Raw genomic sequence first — 18,045 nt, 5'->3', positions numbered from 1 at the left:
CCATTTACCCCAGCAATAACGTATTAGGCCCGCTGACCCAGCCAGGCGTGCAATTGTGAAAAACGATCGATAGCCAGTCGTGGCTCGAACAGCTTCAGCGCTTCAATCGATTGCGCGCCGTAGCTGACCGCCACCGAATCCATGCCGGCATTGCGCGCCATCTGCAGATCGAAGGACGAGTCGCCAACCATCAGGGCCTGATCCGCACGCACATCACAATGCGCCAGTATCTGCTCAAGCATCAGCGGATGGGGCTTGCTGGCTGTCTCGTCGGCAGCCCGGGTGATATCGAAGTAATTTTCCCAACCGTGAGACTTCAGCACCCGATCCAGCCCGCGACGGGCCTTGCCCGTGGCCACGGCCAGGTGATAACCCTCGGCACGAAACGCCTCGAGCGACTCGACCACGCCCTCGAACAAGGGCGAAGGTACCGCTTCCGAGGCGATGTAGTGATCGGCGTAGTGCTGACGAAACGCTACAAGTTCGGCATCGCCGATTTCCGGATACAGGGTACGAATCGCCTCCGGCAGACCCAGGCCGATGATGCCCTTGACCGCAAGATCATCGCACTGCTCGAACCCAGACCGCTGCGACGCCACGTGCATCGCCTCGACAATCCGACCAATGGAATCGGCCAGCGTGCCGTCCCAATCGAAAATCAGCACCTTGTAATCAGATGGGTGCACTCAGGCGCTCCACGGTTTTAGCCCACATTTCGTCGACAGGCGCCTGCAATTTCAATTCGCCACCATCCGGCAACGGCACAGTCAGCATGTAGGCATGCAGGAACAGGCGCTTACCGCCCAGATCGCGAATTTCCTTGCTGAAACCTTCGTCACCATACTTGCTGTCGCCAGCGATGCAATGCCCGGCGTGCAAGGTGTGCACACGAATCTGGTGAGTCCGGCCAGTGATCGGCTTGGCTTCGATCAGGGTGGCAAAGTCACCGAAGCGGCGCAGGACCTTGAACACGGTCACGGACTCCTTGCCCTCCTCTTCGTCGACCTCGACCATGCGTTCGCCGGAGCGCAGGTTGCTCTTGCCCAACGCCGCACGAACCTGCTTGATCGAGCTCGCCCAGTTACCGCGCACCAGCGCCATGTAGCGCTTGTCGACGCCATCACCGCGCAATGCGGTGTGCAGGTGGCGCAACATGCTGCGCTTCTTGGCGATCATCAACAGGCCGGACGTATCACGGTCGAGACGGTGAACCAGCTCAAGCTCCTTGCAATCGGGGCGCAGCTGACGGAAGGCTTCGATCACCCCGAACGTCAGGCCGCTACCACCGTGAACCGCAATGCCGGCAGGCTTGTTGATCACGATCAGGGCCTTGTCTTCAAAGACAATCGAGGCTTCCAGGCGCTGCAACAGCCCCTGGGCCAGCGGCACCGGCTCGTCGCGCTCAGGCACGCGAACCGGCGGCACGCGCACGATATCGCCCGCCTGCAGCTTGTATTCGGGCTTGATCCGACCCTTGTTCACTCGCACTTCGCCTTTACGCAAAATGCGGTAAATCAAGGTCTTGGGCACGCCTTTGAGCCGAGCGAGAAGGAAGTTATCAATACGTTGGCCGGCATATTCCGGCGAGACCTCAAGCAGTTGTACGCCTGGAGTCGGGGGGGTAGTCGTCGTCATGGCGCGGATGATAACAATTTTTTATGGAATTGAAGCACTTAATCATTGCTGCTATAGTCGCGAACGCCGCCAAAAGCGGCCTGGCCAGCGGACCAACGGTCAAAAACCGGCCCTGACCAACGCAATTCACCAGGACGCGAGGCCGTCCTACGGGGTTTTCGCTACGTAACGGTGGAGTTTGCAACTGTAACAAGCGCAGGTGACATGAGGCCTGAATCAAACCGCAAAGCAGAGTTTCCACTCGCTTTTCGAGCCAATATTCATGGCCAGTTCACAAAGTGCAGTCAGCTGCGGATGACCCCGAGCGAAACGCTTCGGAAACAACGCCTAAATTAGCCATGATGCGTGACCTCCCCTTTCGGAGCTCACGGTAAATGCCAACCCGCTGCGGATTCTGCGCGCGGCAGCACCCGAATTATCAGGGATACGTGTAGGGTGGAGATGCACAACCGCTGGCCTGTGTAGCAATAGGCTTTATCAAGACGCTTCATCTCGTCCACAGCCGCCGGTTGATTCCTCCTCCTGACTGAGTGCTTAAGTAGCCACAGCAAGCAGGACGCGTACGTCGCGACGAAGGCCCACATTGGCCGGACATCGCTGGACACGGGAATGGCCAACCACTCCCGACGCACCTGACACCGACCATGAGAAGTCGTGTGTGCCGAACGCCGTTTCCGGCAGCCCGGAAACCGACGGTACTACATGAAAAGAATGCTGATTAACGCAACTCAACCCGAAGAGTTGCGTGTTGCACTGGTAGATGGCCAGCGCCTCTACGACCTGGACATCGAATCCGGTGCACGCGAGCAGAAGAAGGCCAACATCTATAAAGGCCGGATTACTCGCATCGAACCAAGCCTGGAGGCTGCCTTTGTCGATTTCGGCTCTGAGCGCCACGGCTTCCTGCCCCTCAAAGAAATCTCCCGCGAATACTTCAAGAAAACCCCTGAAGGCCGCGTCAACATCAAGGACGTCCTGAGCGAAGGCCAGGAAGTCATCGTTCAGGTCGAAAAAGAAGAGCGTGGCAACAAGGGCGCCGCCCTGACTACGTTCATCAGCCTGGCCGGTCGTTACCTCGTGCTGATGCCGAACAACCCGCGTGCCGGCGGTATCTCCCGTCGCATCGAAGGCGAAGAGCGCAATGAATTGCGTGAAGCGCTGAACGGCCTGGTTGCCCCGGCCGACATGGGCCTGATCGTGCGCACTGCCGGCCTGGGTCGCAGCAGCGAAGAAATGCAGTGGGACCTCGACTACCTGCTGCAACTGTGGACCGCCATCAAAGAAGCTTCGCTGGATCGTTCCGCGCCGTTCCTGATCTACCAGGAAAGCAACGTGATCATCCGCGCGATCCGCGACTACCTGCGCCAGGACATCGGCGAAGTGCTGATCGACAGCGTTGAAGCCCAGGACGAAGCCCTGACCTTCATTCGCCAGGTGATGCCGCAGTACGCCAGCAAGATCAAGCTCTACGAAGACAGCGTTCCGCTGTTCAACCGCTTCCAGATCGAAAGCCAGATCGAAACCGCTTTCCAGCGCGTCGTCGAACTGCCTTCCGGCGGCTCCATCGTGATCGATCCGACCGAAGCCCTGGTGTCCATCGACATCAACTCGGCGCGCGCCACCAAAGGTAGCGACATCGAAGAAACCGCGCTGCAGACCAACCTTGAAGCCGCCGAAGAAATCGCCCGCCAGTTGCGCCTGCGCGACATCGGCGGCCTGATCGTCATCGACTTCATCGACATGACCCCGGCCAAGAACCAGCGTGCCGTGGAAGAGAAAGTCCGCGAATGCCTGGAAGCCGACCGCGCTCGCGTGCAAGTTGGCCGCATTTCGCGCTTCGGCCTGCTGGAAATGTCCCGTCAGCGCCTGCGCCCATCCCTGGGTGAAAGCAGCGGCATCGTTTGCCCGCGCTGCAACGGCACCGGCATCATCCGTGACGTTGAATCGCTGTCTTTGGCGATCCTGCGCCTGATCGAAGAAGAAGCCCTGAAAGACCGCACCGCCGAAGTTCGTGCACAAGTGCCGATCCCGGTGGCCGCGTTCCTGCTCAACGAAAAGCGTAACTCGATCACCAAGATCGAACTGCGTACCCGTGCCCGCATCGTCATCCTGCCGAACGATCACCTCGAAACGCCGCACTTCGAAGTTCAGCGCCTGCGTGATGACAGCCCGGAAGCGGCGATCAACCAGTCCAGCTACGAAATCGCCGCTGCCGCTGCCGAAGTGGAAGAAGTGCAGCCAGCTGCCGCGACCCGCACCCTGGTACGCCAGGAAGCCGCGGTCAAGACGGCTCCCGCCCGCGCCAACGCTCCGGTGCCGACCGAAGTCGTCGCCGCACCGGTTCCCGCACCTGTCGCCGCGCCAGAGCCAAGCCTTTTCAAAGGCCTGGTGAAGTCGTTGGTCAGCCTGTTCGCGTCCAAGGAAGAGCCTGTCGCTCCGACCGTGGTTGAGAAACCGGCTACCACCGAGCGTCCCGCACGCAGCAACGAGGAACAACGTCGTACCGGCCGCCAGCAGAGCCGCACCCGTAACGGTCGCCGCGATGAAGAGCGCAAGCCTCGTGAAGAGCGCGCGCCCCGCGAAGAACGCGCCCCACGCGAGCCGCGCGAAGAGCGCCAGCCACGCGAAGCACGTGAACCACGCGAAACCCGCGAAGAAACGCCAGTCGTAGCCCGCGAAGAACGTGCTCCACGTGAAGAACGCGCTCCGCGCGCGCCACGTGAAGAGCGTACTCCGCGTGCCCCGCGCGAAGATCGCAAGCCACGTGGCGAGCGTGAGGAGCGTGTGCGTGAACTGCGCGAGCCGCTGGACGCTGTCGCTCCTGCTGCCGCTGCTGTCGCTGCCGCGACCACTGAAGAACGCCCGGCCCGCCCGCCACGCGAAGAACGCGCTCCACGCCCACCGCGTGAAGAACGTCAACCGCGTGCCGAGCAAGCGGCTGCCGTAGCCGAAGAAGAGCTGACCGGTAACGAAGAGCAACTGCAGGAAGAGGGTCAGGAAGGCGCCGAAGGCGATCGTCCACGCCGCCGCTCCCGTGGCCAGCGTCGTCGTAGCAACCGCCGCGAGCGTCAGCGTGATGCCAACGGCAACGTGATCGAAGGTTCGGATGAGTCCGAAGCCGGCGATAACACTGAAGCGCCAAGCACTGCTGACCTGGCCGCCGGCCTGGCTGTTACCGCAGCCGTTGCCAGCAGCGTGATCAGCGCTCCGGCCGAAGCACAGGCCAACGAGCAAGCCGAACGCGCCACCGCCGCCACCCTGGAAACGGCCCCGGCCGAAGCGCCAGTGGTGGAAGCGACGACTCCGGTCGAAACCACAGCTTCGCCGGAAATCGAAGTGGCAGCAGCGCCAGAAGCACAGCCAGTGGTTGAAGCTGCAGCTGAGCCAGCCGTGGTTGCAGAACCGGTTGCCGACACCGCGACTGAAACCGTGACCGAGGCCGTTCGTGAAGTTCGCGAAGAGCAAACCGCGTTCAACTGGGTTGCCGAGCCAGCCGTAGCCGAAACCCCTGCTCCAGCGCCGGTTGCTGAAGCCGAGGTGGCGCAAGCGTTGGTCTCCGAGCCAGTGGTTGCCGCTGCCGAGCCAGCTCCAGTGGTTGAAGCGCCGGTTGTTGCCCCAACGCCTGCTCCAGTGGTTGAAGCCGCGCCAATCAGCGCCCTGACGCCAAGTGGCCGCGCACCGAACGACCCACGTGAAGTGCGTCGCCGCAAGCGTGAAGAAGAGCGTCTGCAGAAGGAAGCCGAACTGGCGGCCGCTGCTGCCCAGGTTGTTGCTGCCGAGCCAGCTCCGGTTGCCGCCGAAGTGGTCGAGGCATCTGCCCCGGCTGCTGAAGTCGCTGCCGAGCCGGTTGAGTCGGTGATTGCCGAAGCACCTCGCTCCGTTCAGGAAGCGGTTGAGCAACACGAGAAAGCCCAGGAAAAAGAGCACGAGCCTAAACCTCTCGTCTGATTCCCTCGGCCATTGAAAAGCCCCGCCCGGTGAACCCGGGCGGGGCTTTTTTTTTGGTTCTTCACACAACCCTGGGAAACATGATCGTTTATACCTCTGTAGGAGCGAGCATGCTCGCGATGATCTCAAATGCACCGCGTGTATCCAGGTTCCCCGCGTCATCGTTGACGTCCATCGCGACGGTGCGACGATTCGACATGCTCGCTCCTACAGAGAATCTGCGATTATTTGAAGGTCAGCTTCTCAGGCACATCCACATCCCACAACACACCGGGGTCATCCACCCTCACTTCCACCACCCGTCCCTGAGCAAACAACCCCTTGGCGCCGCGATCGCCTGATAACGCCATCAATCCCGGAGCAAAACTGCGTCCAAAGCCCACCGGATGCCCGTACTCACCCTCCTGTACCGGCACGCTGACGCAGTCATCGGCTATCTGATCCACAACGCGTTCGATACTCGATGGCAGGATGAACGGCATATCTCCCAGCACCATCAGCCAACCATCAAGTTGAGCGCCTGCCGCCACCCCTGTCGCAATGCTGTCGCCCATTCCGGTCGTTTCGATCAGGACAATCTCACAGCCATAGGCCTTGCCCATGCGACTTACTTGCGGACGATCGGCCGTGGTCACCAGAAAGCGCTTATCCAGCGCGGAAGGTAGATTCACCAGGACTTGCTCGATGACCGATCGAACCGCGCCATCACGCCCCATGCAGTCAGCCAGCAGCTTGTCCTTGTCGTCGCCCGCGACTTGTCGGAAACGATTGCCCTGCCCCGCCGCCAACACGATCACCCCGATGGATTGACTCATACACCCTCCCGCAGCGGTTTCTTCTGCTTGAGCTCGATACCATTCTTGATCGCCACAATCTCTGCCATCAGCGACAAGGCGATTTCCGCCGGGCTGTGGCTGCCAATGTGCAAGCCGACCGGGCCGTGCAACCGCCCGATGGCCTGTTGCGACAGACCGAGCAGAGCCAGGTTGTCCCGGCGCTTTTGGCTGTTGACCCGGGAGCCGAGTGCGCCAACATAAAAGGCCCGGGAGTCGAGGGCCGTCAGCAAGGCCATATCATCCAGGCGCGGATCATGAGTCAGCGCAACGATAGCCGTGCGCTCGTCGGTCTGGATGCTCACTACCGCCTCATCGGGCATGCCCGAGACAAATCGACCGTGCTGTTCCTCCCAGCCGTAGACGAATTCGCTGCGCGGATCGCAAATCAGCACTTCAAAATCCAGCAGCCGCGCCATCTCGGCGACAAAGCGAGACAACTGCCCGGCGCCAATCAACAACAAGCGCCAACGCGGGCCATAAATGGCCCGCAGGGTCTGGCCATCGAAAGCCAGCACATCGGTCTTGGCGGCGGGCCGCAAAATGACGTCCCCGGTCGCGATATCCAGCGAACGCGCGACGATTTCATGGCCTTCGCAGCGCGCCAGCAACTCCGCGACCCACGCAGGATCGCCAACGCGCTCCTCGGTCAAACGCAAAGTGCCGCCGCAGGGCAAACCGAAGCGTGCCGCCTCCTCACGGGTGACGCCATAGGTGATCAGTTGCACCGGCGGTCCGTCGGCCGCAATGCGACCGTCATGCAAACGGGCAATCAGGTCGTCTTCGACACAACCACCGGACACCGAGCCAATCACCACGCCGTCCTCGCGCAATGCCAGCATTGCGCCAGGCGCCCGGGGCGCAGTACCCCAGGTCTGCACGACGCTGTACAACATCACCCGCTGGCCAGCGCGACGCCATTCCAGGACGCTGCGCAGGACATTGAGATCGGCACTGTCCATCACACCTCGACCTTCTGCCAACCCTGCAATTGATAACGGACCGGCAGGCTGCGGATACGCTTGCCGGTGGCGGCGAAGATCGCATTGCACAGTGCCGGGGCAATCGGTGGCACACCCGGTTCACCGACACCGCCCAACGGCACGTTGCCCGGCGGCGTTACCAGGTGCACCGCGACCTCCCTGGGCGCCAGGGACATGCGCGCCACTTCGTACATGTGGAAGTTGTCCTGCTGGACCTTGCCATCCTTGAAGCTGATTTCGCCCAGCACCGCATTGCCCAGGCCCATGACGCAGGCACCTTCGAACTGCGAACGAATCCGCTCGGGGTTGATCTGCGGCCCGCAATCCACGGCAATGTCAGCTTTGTGCACGATCAAGGTGCCATCGTCCTTGACTTCGACTTCAATCACTGCCGCCACGTAGGTCACGAAACTGTAATGCACCGCCAGGCCCAAGCCTCGGCCCTTGGGCAACTCACGTCCCCAACCGGCGGCCTTCGCGGCAGTTTCCAGTACCGTGCGCAGGCGAGCGGTATCGATCGGATAACGCTCGGGCGATTCACCGTAGTTCCATTCTTCACTCAAGGTGCGCGGATCGATCTGACGGTCGGGGCCGAGCAATCTGACCTGGTACTTGAGCGGGTCTTCTCCGGCCTTGTGCGCCAGTTCATCGATGAAGCTCTGGATCGCAAAACCGTGGGGGATGTTCGATACCGAGCGATACCAGCCAACCCGCGTATGGACGGTGGCCTCGGGGTTTTCCAGGCGAATGTTGGGAATTGCGTAGGCCATGTTGGTGAAGCCCATCCCCAGTTCGAAGGCGGCCTCATGGTTCATGCCCGGCGCGAACAACGCGGTAATGCTCGGCGCCACCGTGCGGTGCAGCCAGCCGGAGGGCAAGCCGTCCTTGTTCAGGCTGGCCTTGAGGTATTCGGCCGACACCGTGTGAAAATAGGAACAGTGAATATCGTCTTCACGGGTCCATTGCACCCGCACCGCCTTGCCGGGGAACTCCTTGGCCAGGATGGCCGCTTCGATAATGAAGTCAGGTTTGGACTTGCGCCCGAAGCCTCCGCCCAGCAACGTCACGTTGAAGGTGACTTTATCGAATGGCACGCCCAGGCGTTCGGCGATCCGCTCGCGGGTGACCTGTGGCGCCTGGCTTGGCCCCCAGGCTTGGCACACACCGTCCTTGTAGCGAGCGATGGCAACCATCGGCTCCATTGGCGATTGTGACAGGTGTGGCAAATAGTAGGAGGCTTCCAGCATGCTGGCGGCATTGGCCATGGCGTCGTCGATATTGCCGGTATTGCGCACCACTTTGCCCGGCTTGAGCGAAGCGGCCTCGAGTTCCTTGCGGTACGCGATCGAGTCGTAGCTGGCGTTGGGGCCGTCGTCCCATTCGATTTTCAACGCATCGCGACCCTTGATCGCCGCCCAAGTGTTGTTGGCCACCACCGCGATGCCGCCCAGGGGTTGAAACTCCGAGGGCAGTGGACGGCTTTCAATCTGGATGACCTTGACCACTCCCGGCACTTTCATCGCAGCGCTGCCATCGAAGCTCTTGACCTTGCCGCCATATACCGCCGGCCGGGCAATGACGGCGAACAGCATGCCATCGAAATGCACGTCTGCGCCGTATACCGCGCGGCCGTTGACGATATCGTCGCCATCGATGGCCCTGGTGCCTTCCTTGCCGATGTAGCGAAACTCCGAGGGCTGCTTGAGTCGCAAGCTGTCCCGGGCCGGCACGGCCAAGGCGCCGGCTGCGGCGGCCAGAGCGCCATACTCCAGTTCGCGACCGGAAGGCTTATGGATGACTTTATGCAGCTGCGCATGGCATTCGCCAACCGGCACTTTCCACTGGTCGGCGGCGGCCTGTTCCAGCATGGTCCGGGCGGCGGCGCCACAGCGGCGCATCGGTTCGTACCAGTGACGCATGCTGCGCGAACCATCGGTGTCCTGGTTGCCGAACCGCACTTCATCGCCCGGCGCCTGTTGCACCTTGACCCGCGCCCAATCGGCTTCCAGCTCGTCGGCCACCACCATGGTCAGGCTGGTCCGTACGCCCTGGCCCATTTCCGAACGGTTGCAGACAACCGTCACCGTGCCATCAGTGGCGATGCTCACATAAACCTTGGGATCGTCGATCCAGCCATTGGGCATGCCATCGGCACCAAACTTTTTCTGCGCCTCTTCGGCAAACGCGTCTTGCCAGCCCCAACTCGCGGCAACCACCAGCGCACTGGTGGCGCCCACGCCCTTGAGGAAGCCCCGCCGACTGAGGTTGCTCAGGGCGAAATCATTCGGTAACCGGCTCATGCCTTGGCCTCCTTCAGGTGAGTGGATGCCTGGCGAATGGCGGTCTTGATACGGTTGTAGGTGCCGCAGCGGCAGATGTTGCCAACCATCGCCTCTTCGATCTGTTCATCGCTGGGGTCGGGATTGGTCTTGAGCAGCGCAGTGGCGGACATGATCTGCCCACCCTGGCAGTAACCGCATTGAGCCACGGCCGTATCGAGCCAGGCTTGCTGCACGACTTTGCCGACCGGGTCGGCGTGAAGGTTGTCGATGGTGGTGACATTCTGGCCGACGACCGAGCCAACCGGCGTGATGCAACTGCGCGCCGGAGCACCTTCGATATGAATCGTGCAGGCGCCGCAAAGGCCCATGCCACAGCCAAACTTGGTGCCGTTGTAACCGGCCACGTCGCGAATTGCCCAGAGCAAGGGCATATCCTCGGTGACATCGAGTGGATGGTCTTGACCGTTGAGTTTCAGGGTAATCATGGGCACGCCCGCATAGTTATAAAGGTCATGGGGTCGAGCAATCTGCCACCGGGAGGTCGGCGGTTGGCATAACGCAGATCTACTCAGGCTAATAGGGCTCTCTTATGCCGGACGGAGACGTCTGCACCGGGCCTTTGATGGAACAAATGCAATGTATCGTTAGCTCGCTCAGTTAACCCAGCATTAACAAAAAAGCCCTGCACTTTTCATCAGTGCAGGGCTTTGAAGTCCACCTTGAAAGCGTAGCCTCAATAGCGGTTCGGCTCCATTTCCAGGTCGACATGGAAACGTTCTGAAATGTCTTTCTGGATCCGCTGCGCCAGGTGCAGCAATTGCAGCCCCGTCGCACTGCCGTAATTGACCAGCACCAGTGCCTGCATTTTATGCACGCCTGCATCGGCATCGCGGAAGCCTTTCCACCCTGCCCGCTCGATCAACCAGCCGGCAGCCAGCTTCATCTGCCCGTCGGGTTGCGCGTAGGCCACCAGGTCCGGGTATTCACCCTTGAGCTGTGCGACCAGTGCCGCTGGGACCAAGGGGTTTTTGAAAAAGCTGCCGGCATTGCCGAGCACCGCCGGGTCCGGAAGCTTCTCGTTGCGAATGCTGCAAATGGCCTGACTGACGTCCGTGGCCGTCGGATGATCGATGCCCTGCTCGGTCAGGCGCTGACGTACAGGACCGTACTCCAGATGCAGGTGGGCGGTGCGATCGAGGGTGAAACGCACGCGCAGGATCAACCAGCGCCCAGGCTCCTGTTTGAACACGCTGTCGCGGTAAGCGAAGTTGCACTCTTGCAGACTGAAGTCGCGCAGTTCGCCGGTCTGGCGATCCAGGGCGGTCAGGCCGGCGAACACATCCTTGATTTCCACGCCATAGGCGCCGATGTTCTGCATGGGGGCCGCGCCAACGGTGCCAGGAATCAGGCTGAGGTTTTCCAGGCCTGACAAGCCCTGCACCAAGGTGTGTTGCACGAATGGATGCCAGGGCTCGCCCGCCTCGGCCTCGATCACGACTTTGCTGCCATCGTCGCTGATCACGCGTATTCCGCGGGTGGCCATGCGCAGTACCATCGACTCAATGTCAGCGGTCAGCAGCAAGTTGCTGCCACCGCCGATCACCAGCAAGGGCACCTGGTGTTCCCGCGCATAGGCCAGGGCCTCACGCACATCGGCGTCGCTATGGGCCTCGGCAAAAAGACGGGCCTGGACATCCACTCCAAAGCTGTTGAACGGCTTGAGCGAAACCTGGGATCGCAGTTGCAAACTCATAACCGTTCCTTCAGTTCGATCACCAGCAGGTCACTGGCGCGCTCGATCAAGTCCAGCACGTGCTCGAAGCCATGTTCACTGTCGTTGTACGGGTCCGGGACTTCCTCGACCTGCGACGGGTAGCGGCGCAGGAACAGGTCCAGCTCCGCCTTGCACTTGGGCGGTTGCAGATCCATGAGGTTGCGCAGGTTACTGTTGTCCATCGCCAGGATCAGGTCGTACGTGGCGAAATCGGCACGGGTGACCTGTTGGGCGCGTTGGGCGGACAAATCGTAACCACGGCGTTTTGCCGCCGCCTGGCTGCGCTTGTCCGGCGCGCTGCCCACGTGCCAGTCGCCGGTGCCGGCAGAGGCCACTTCGACTTGATCGGCCAGCCCCGCTTCACGCAGTTTATGCCGCAGAACGCCTTCGGCCGTGGGTGAACGACAGATATTGCCCAGACAGACAAACAGAACCCGCATCAGGCCTCCAGCAGGCGACGAACGCGCTCAAGGTCTTCAACGGTATCGACGCCGGCAGGCGGCGCGATCAGTGCATCGGCGACGTGGATCCGTACCCCGTGCCACAAGGCACGCAGTTGTTCCAGGCACTCGGTGTTTTCCAGCCAGCAAGGGCCCCAGCTGACGAAGTCATGCAGGAAACCGGCGCGGTAGGCATAGATGCCGATGTGGCGGCGATACGGCACGCCTTCGGGCATTTGCTCGAGGCTCTTGGCGAACGTGTCCCGTGCCCACGGCAACGTGGCGCGACTGAAGGTCAGCGCCAGGCCATTGAGGTCACTGACGACCTTGACCACGTTGGAGTTGAACAGGCTCTCCACGTCTTCGATCGGCTCGGCCAACGTGGCCATGCGCGCTTCGGTGTGGGCAGCCAGGTTGACGGCCACCTGGTCAATGACACTCGGCGGTATCAACGGCTCGTCACCCTGGACGTTAACCACGATCGCGTCTGGCGCCAGGCCCAGCTTTGCCGCGACTTCAGCCAGGCGATCGGTTCCGGAGTTGTGGTCTTCGCGAGTCATCACCACTTCGGCACCAAAACCTTCACAGGCCTGGGCGATGCGCGCATCGTCCGTGGCAACCACCACGCGCTCTGCGCTACTTTTGCACGCCTGTTCCCAAACGTGCTGGATCATCGGCTTGCCAGCGATCGACAGCAGCGGTTTGCCCGGCAGGCGGGTGGAGGCGTAGCGCGCAGGAATAACAACGGTAAAGGCTGAAGTCATTTATCCAGACGCTCGTCGGTGGTCAGGGTACGGGCTTCGGATTCGAGCATCACCGGGATGCCGTCGCGAATCGGGTACGCAAGACCAGCGCCCTTGCTGATCAGCTCGGTCTTGTCAGCGCTGAGCTTGAGCGGACCTTTGCAGACCGGGCAAGCGAGGATATCGAGCAATTTGGTGTCCATGAACATTCCCTGGATAGAAACGGATTTAAGGCAAAAGACGAGCCGGCAACAGGCGCATCAACTGTGTATCGAACCAGGCCGTGAAGGCTGGCGATGGCACAGCGTCGACCGCCAGGTACCACCAGTCGGCGGCGGCGAAGGCACGGCACTTCACCGCATCCTTTTCGGTCATCACCAATGGCAATGACGGGTTGAAATTCAAGGCCTGCACACTGTATTCGGCGTGGTCGGCGAATGCATGCGGGACTGGCTGCCAGTGTAGCGTTTCGAGGGTCCTGAAGAAACGCTGCGGGTTACCGATCCCGGCCACCGCATGCAACGCCTGGCCCGCGGGAAAGTGATCGAGCGGGCGCCGTTCGCCGCTTTGCAGGTTGACCAGCGCCGTCGGTTGTAACTGGAAGGCAAAGCCGTCGCCACTGTCAGCCGTTGCGCCGTTGTAGAGCACCGCATCGACACTTTGCAGACGTTCGACCGGTTCACGTAGCGGCCCGGCCGGCAAGCAGCGGCGGTTGCCCAATCCGCGGGCCGCGTCGATCAGTACCAGCTCCAGATCCCGCGCCAGGCGGTAATGCTGCATGCCATCATCGGACAGGATCAGGTCCAGCGACTCACTGTCCAGCAGGGCTTTGACCGCGCGACTGCGATCCGGATCGATCATCAACGGCACGCCGGTGCGCTGCACGATCAACAGCGGCTCATCGCCAGCGATGTCGGCGCTTTGATCCGCTTCGACCCGCCATGGCAATTGCGCTGGCTTGGCACCGTAACCCCGGCTGACCACGCCAACCCGCAGGCCACTGCGTTGACAGTGCTGGATCATCCACAGGATCAGCGGTGTCTTGCCGGTGCCGCCCACGGTGATGTTGCCCACCACGATCAGCGGTACCGGTGGTTGATAGATCTCACCCTCGCCCGCCAGAAAGCGCTTGCGCTTGTTGTTGACCACGCGGCGGTACAACCACTCCAGCGGCTGTAATAGCTTCAGGGCCGGATGCCCCCGGTACCAGGCAGCGAGCAAGCGTTCGGACATGCTTTTCAAGGCGCGGGCGGCGCCGCCTCGACTGTGGTCATGCGCAGATGGCTGAAGCCGAGCTTGCCGGCAGCGTCCATGGCGGTGATGACCGACTGATGCTGGGATTTTCCGTCGGCGCTGATGGACAGCGGTCGACTGGTATCGCCATTGGACTGTTTCTGCAGGGCATCCATCAGCGTTGCCAGGTCACTCTTGGGCAATACCTGGTTGTTCACCGAGAATATGCCATCGGCACTGATCGCGATGTCCAGTTGCCGGATCTGGTCATCGGAAGGCGCTCCGCTGACCGCTTCGGGCAGATCGACGCGCAACTGGGTTTCACGGGTGAACGTCGTGGTCACGACGAAAAACAGCAGCAGGATAAACACCACGTCGATCAGTGACGCGAGGTTGATGTCCACATTCTCCCGTTGCTTGCGGCGGAATTTCACGCTTTGCCCCCCGCCAGGTCCACGTCACGGTCACCCTGCACGACTTCGACCAGCTTGATCGCTTCCTGCTCCATGCCGACCACCAGTTCATCGATCCGGCGTTGCAGGAAACGGTGGAAGAATACCGACGGGATACCGACCATCAAGCCGGCGGCCGTGGTGATCAGCGCTTTGGAGATACCCCCGGCCAGTACCGCCGCATTGGTGGTCATGCCCGTGCCCATGAACGCACTGAAAATATCGATCATGCCCAGCACCGTACCCAGCAGCCCCAGCAATGGCGCCATGGCAGCGATGGTACCGAGGGCATTGATGTAGCGTTCCAGCTCATGGATGACCCGCGCGGCGGCCTCTTCGATGCACTCCTTCATGATCTCGCGACCATGCCGGGAGTTCGCCAGGCCAGCGGCCAGGATCTCGCCCAACGGCGAATTGGCGCGCAGTTCCTTGAGCTTCTCCTTGTTAAGTTGCTTGTCCTTGATCCAGACCCAGACCTGCCCGAGCAAATGCTCCGGGGTCACGCGACTGGCCCGCAGGGTCCACAGACGTTCGGCAACGATAGCCATTGCCGCGATGGAACTCAGGATGATCGGCAGCATCATCCAGCCGCCGGATTTGACCAATTCCCACACAGTGACAGTCCCCTCGAAAAAGTGCGCCACTCTAACATAGGGGGTGGGCTCACCGAAGACTGTGATGTCGCATCCGGTCGGCCTTTGATCACCCAAGGTTATTTGCCCGAGGGTGGGGGATCGCGCCAGAAGCGCCGTTCTTGACGCATCGAGCGCGGTGGTTCGAAACGCCCCAGTTGCAGATGAACGGCGCCTTGCTGCGCACTGTCGTAGATGTCCATCGCGCGATGTCGATAGCGCTCAATCACCACCGGATGAGGATGACCGAAGGAGTTGCCCTGTCCACGGGAAATCAGTGCTGCCTTGGGCTGTAGAACGTTGAGCAGCGCCATCGACGACGAACTGCGACTACCGTGGTGCGGTGACTGCAACCAATCGGTAGGCACGGCCAATGGGCTGGCGAGCAACGCGCGCTCGGCGTGGGTGTCGATGTCACCGCTGAGCAGCAATCGCTCGCCATTGGCTTCGATCTGCAACACACAGGAGTTCTGGTTGCTGTCCCTGGCCTGCGGCCAGTGCCACAGTTGAAAGTTGACCCCGTCCCACGTCCACTGCCGACCGCTCTCACAGCCCTCGGCCTGCAACTCGCCAGGCAGGTCGGCAGGTTCGCCACTGAGCACCCGTTTCACCGGCAATCCATTGGCCACTGCCCGGGCGCCACCGGCATGATCGGCATGGGCATGGCTGATCAACATCAGGTCGAGCGCCTTCACACCCAGCTTGCGCAGTGCGGGCAGGACCACCCGTTCACCCTGGTCAAGACCACGCAAACGCGGACCAGCGTCATACAACAGTGTGTGATGGCGCGTGCGCACCATGATCGCCAGCCCTTGGCCCACATCCAGCTGCCAGACCTCGGCAATGCCTTCGGGCAGCACCGGCCGCGGAGGAAAAACCAGTAGTAACAGCAAAGGCCAGCCTAACGGTCGCATCGGTACGCCACGCGGCAGCAGCAACAAAAAGGCGCCCAACGTGCCGATGGCCCAGACCCATAGCGGGATGGCCGCGGGCACCCAGGCGGGAACCTTGCCGGCGACCAATGCCAACCCGGTGAACAGCCAGTCTATCAAGCCGCCCGCCAGCCACAGCAGCCACTCGCCGACGTAGGGCACCGGCAGCAAAAGTGTCCCGAGCAATGCAGGGGGCAGCACCACCAGGCTGATCCAGGGTACCGCCAGCAGATTGACCAGCGGCCCGCTAAGGCTGATCGGCAATCCCAGGACCAGCAAAAACGGTCCAAGGCCAATAGCGATCAGCCACTGGGCACGGGTCCAGGTTTGCCACCATGGCCAAGGCCCCAGGCGCCCACCGAACGTGAAGATAAGCACCGCCACCGCCGCGAAGGACAGCCAGAACCCCGGTTGCAGACTCGCCAACGGGTCCATCAGCAAGACGCCATTGAGCGCCAGCAACAGTGGCCACCAGGCACCCAGGTGGCGAAAACGCAGGCGCCATAGCAGCACCAGGCCGATCATCAGGCAGGCTCGGCGGACCGGCACTTCGAAGCCAGCCAGCAGCCCATAGCCAAGGGCGGCCACGAAAGCCAGGCTGCAGGCCCAAGGCAACCATGGTAGACGGGCTGGCCACAAGCCGTAACGGGCAAGCCCGGCGATCAACAGATAAACCAGTCCCGCCAACAAGCCGACGTGCTGCCCGGAAATCACCAACAGGTGCACGGTGCCAGTGTCTTGCAACACCTGCCAGTCTTCGCGGCTGAGCCCCGCGCCGTCTCCCAGCACCAGCGCAACCAGCACGCCAGTTCGACCTTGCGCATCCACGGCCTGCAGCCTCTGGCGGATACCGTCGCGCCAGGCCCACCGGGCTGGTGCAAGCCGCTCCCCGGCCTTGACCGTCCCGGTCGCACCGATGCGTTGCGCCAACAGCCAGGCCTCATAGTCGAAGGCATGCGGATTGAGCAACCCCACGGGTCGCTTCAGCTTGACCGCGAGCCGCCAGCGTTCGCCGCTGTTTACCGGCGGACCGTCATACCAGGCCAGACGCAACTGTCGCGGCAGGTCGGTACGGCGTGACCGACTGTCAGTCAGTTCGAAACGCACCACCCCCTCACCATTCTGTGGCAGCCCGCTGACACGCCCTTCGACCCAACGCGTTTCCCCGTCGAGGGCCGGCGACAGCCGATCATCCAGGGCCCATTGGGCATGGGCACAGGCCCAACTCAAGCCGAACAGGAAAAACGCAGCCGGATACGTCCTGAACGGCAGCAACATCAAGCCTGCCACCGGCATCAACAACCACAACCAGACCGGCGGTAACACCGGTAAAAAACGCAAGGCCAGCAAGCCCAACGCCAGCGCCATCATCCCTGTGCGCATAAGCCCGTCCTTGAGAGTCCAGTCCCTAGGCATAGTCGGCCCGACGCACGTCCGTCGTTAACAATTGTCACAAAGTCTGAATGGGTGCCTCATGGAATCCAGACATACTTGCCACCTTGATCGACCGAGAAGCCTTATGCCCCGGCGCTTATTCAAACGCTACATGCCAGACCCGACCAGCATCAGGGAACACAAGTCCTTACGCTTTCTCGGCACCCTGCTGCATGACCCGAACCTCTGGCACCTCAATCGCCATTCCGTCGCCCGGGCCATGGCAGTCGGCTTGTTCGCGGCATTCCTGCCGATTCCGATGCAGATGCTGGTCGCTGCGGTTCTCGCGATCATCGTGCGCGGCAACATGCCGATTGCGGTCAGCCTGGTCTGGTTGACCAACCCGATCACCATGCCGGCGGTGTTCTTCTGTACTTATCAGACCGGTGCCTGGTTGATGGATGTTCCCGCACGGCATCTGCCGGACGAGCTGACCTGGGAATGGATCAGCGGTGAACTATCGACCCTGTGGCAGCCATTTTTGCTGGGGTCGGTGGTGGTAGGCGTTGTGCTTGGGGCGTTGGCTTATTGCCTGGTGATGATGTATTGGCGCTGGTGGGTGGCGCGGCAGTGGCGGCGGCGTAAGCGAAGTCGGATGTGAGAGGCGGTTTGATGCGTACATATCCGTTGCTGCGGTAACGGCCACCTATGGTTTCGCTCTTACAGCGACTCCCTTTTTCAAACGCCAAAAAGGAAGCAAAAGGCTTTGCCCCACCACTCGGTG

At 61.6% G+C, this 18,045-nt stretch carries 16 protein-coding genes; 2 read left to right on the top strand and 14 right to left on the bottom strand.

The genetic code is table 11. From position 1 onward, the window contains the following. Positions 1–23: 23 nt before the first annotated feature. Positions 24–686 carry an HAD-IA family hydrolase gene (locus AC3WWR_RS15655; protein ID WP_492598861.1) on the bottom strand — a complete coding sequence of 221 codons (663 nt, stop codon included), beginning with the start codon at positions 684–686 and terminating at the stop codon, positions 24–26. Continuing rightward, positions 673–1,635: a 23S rRNA pseudouridine(955/2504/2580) synthase RluC gene (gene rluC, locus AC3WWR_RS15650; RefSeq protein WP_033041019.1), complete on the bottom strand. Its 963-nt coding sequence runs from the start codon at positions 1,633–1,635 to the stop codon at positions 673–675. Before rluC ends, AC3WWR_RS15655 begins: the two co-directional genes overlap by 14 nt. A 702-nt stretch (positions 1,636–2,337) precedes the next feature. Between rluC and rne the strand changes: the two genes are divergently transcribed. Further along, complete coding sequence (rne, locus tag AC3WWR_RS15645; RefSeq protein ID WP_492598860.1) at positions 2,338–5,583, top strand: ribonuclease E; 3,246 nt, start codon at positions 2,338–2,340, stop codon at positions 5,581–5,583. 224 nt (positions 5,584–5,807) lie between these two features. On the opposite strand, the gene AC3WWR_RS15640 is transcribed toward rne, so the two are convergent. From AC3WWR_RS15640 to AC3WWR_RS15585, 12 genes are all read right to left on the bottom strand, one after another. Further along, entirely contained in the window at positions 5,808–6,398 is a 591-nt protein-coding gene (locus AC3WWR_RS15640; protein ID WP_020799927.1) for a nucleotidyltransferase family protein, read from the bottom strand. Further along, positions 6,395–7,378, bottom strand: coding sequence for an XdhC family protein (locus AC3WWR_RS15635; protein WP_454866247.1), 984 nt, complete (start codon positions 7,376–7,378; stop codon positions 6,395–6,397). Before AC3WWR_RS15635 ends, AC3WWR_RS15640 begins: the two co-directional genes overlap by 4 nt. Then, positions 7,378–9,699 carry a xanthine dehydrogenase family protein molybdopterin-binding subunit gene (locus AC3WWR_RS15630; protein ID WP_454866248.1) on the bottom strand — a complete coding sequence of 774 codons (2,322 nt, stop codon included), beginning with the start codon at positions 9,697–9,699 and terminating at the stop codon, positions 7,378–7,380. Before AC3WWR_RS15630 ends, AC3WWR_RS15635 begins: the two co-directional genes overlap by 1 nt. Next, complete coding sequence (locus AC3WWR_RS15625) at positions 9,696–10,166, bottom strand: (2Fe-2S)-binding protein (RefSeq protein WP_020799924.1); 471 nt, start codon at positions 10,164–10,166, stop codon at positions 9,696–9,698. The genes AC3WWR_RS15630 and AC3WWR_RS15625 overlap by 4 nt, the downstream gene beginning before the upstream one ends. Positions 10,167–10,414: 248 nt before the next feature. Beyond that, positions 10,415–11,434 (bottom strand): UDP-N-acetylmuramate dehydrogenase, encoded by a 1,020-nt coding sequence (gene murB, locus AC3WWR_RS15620; RefSeq protein WP_033044088.1) that lies wholly within the window; start codon positions 11,432–11,434, stop codon positions 10,415–10,417. Continuing rightward, positions 11,431–11,895 carry a low molecular weight protein-tyrosine-phosphatase gene (locus AC3WWR_RS15615; RefSeq protein WP_020799922.1) on the bottom strand — a complete coding sequence of 155 codons (465 nt, stop codon included), beginning with the start codon at positions 11,893–11,895 and terminating at the stop codon, positions 11,431–11,433. The genes murB and AC3WWR_RS15615 overlap by 4 nt, the downstream gene beginning before the upstream one ends. Next, positions 11,895–12,659: a 3-deoxy-manno-octulosonate cytidylyltransferase gene (gene kdsB, locus AC3WWR_RS15610; RefSeq protein ID WP_020799921.1), complete on the bottom strand. Its 765-nt coding sequence runs from the start codon at positions 12,657–12,659 to the stop codon at positions 11,895–11,897. The genes AC3WWR_RS15615 and kdsB overlap by 1 nt, the downstream gene beginning before the upstream one ends. Further along, positions 12,656–12,841: a Trm112 family protein gene (locus tag AC3WWR_RS15605; RefSeq protein ID WP_003179363.1), complete on the bottom strand. Its 186-nt coding sequence runs from the start codon at positions 12,839–12,841 to the stop codon at positions 12,656–12,658. The genes kdsB and AC3WWR_RS15605 overlap by 4 nt, the downstream gene beginning before the upstream one ends. 25 nt (positions 12,842–12,866) lie before the next feature. Further along, a complete protein-coding gene (gene lpxK, locus AC3WWR_RS15600) occupies positions 12,867–13,871 on the bottom strand; it encodes a tetraacyldisaccharide 4'-kinase (protein WP_083349648.1) in 1,005 nt (334 codons plus the stop codon). A gap of 5 nt (positions 13,872–13,876) precedes the next feature. Then, positions 13,877–14,305, bottom strand: coding sequence for an ExbD/TolR family protein (locus AC3WWR_RS15595; protein ID WP_492598859.1), 429 nt, complete (start codon positions 14,303–14,305; stop codon positions 13,877–13,879). Further along, complete coding sequence (locus tag AC3WWR_RS15590) at positions 14,302–14,937, bottom strand: MotA/TolQ/ExbB proton channel family protein (RefSeq protein ID WP_020799918.1); 636 nt, start codon at positions 14,935–14,937, stop codon at positions 14,302–14,304. Before AC3WWR_RS15590 ends, AC3WWR_RS15595 begins: the two co-directional genes overlap by 4 nt. A 98-nt stretch (positions 14,938–15,035) precedes the next feature. Beyond that, entirely contained in the window at positions 15,036–17,270 is a 2,235-nt protein-coding gene (locus AC3WWR_RS15585; RefSeq protein WP_020799917.1) for a DNA internalization-related competence protein ComEC/Rec2, read from the bottom strand. A gap of 136 nt (positions 17,271–17,406) precedes the next feature. Between AC3WWR_RS15585 and AC3WWR_RS15580 the strand changes: the two genes are divergently transcribed. Next, positions 17,407–17,922 carry a DUF2062 domain-containing protein gene (locus AC3WWR_RS15580; RefSeq protein WP_033044086.1) on the top strand — a complete coding sequence of 172 codons (516 nt, stop codon included), beginning with the start codon at positions 17,407–17,409 and terminating at the stop codon, positions 17,920–17,922. The last annotated feature ends 123 nt before the right edge of the window (positions 17,923–18,045 follow it).

This window comes from Pseudomonas sp. EB271-G4-1 (genome assembly GCF_058791355.1).
This window is presented reverse-complemented; position numbering and strand designations above follow the sequence as displayed.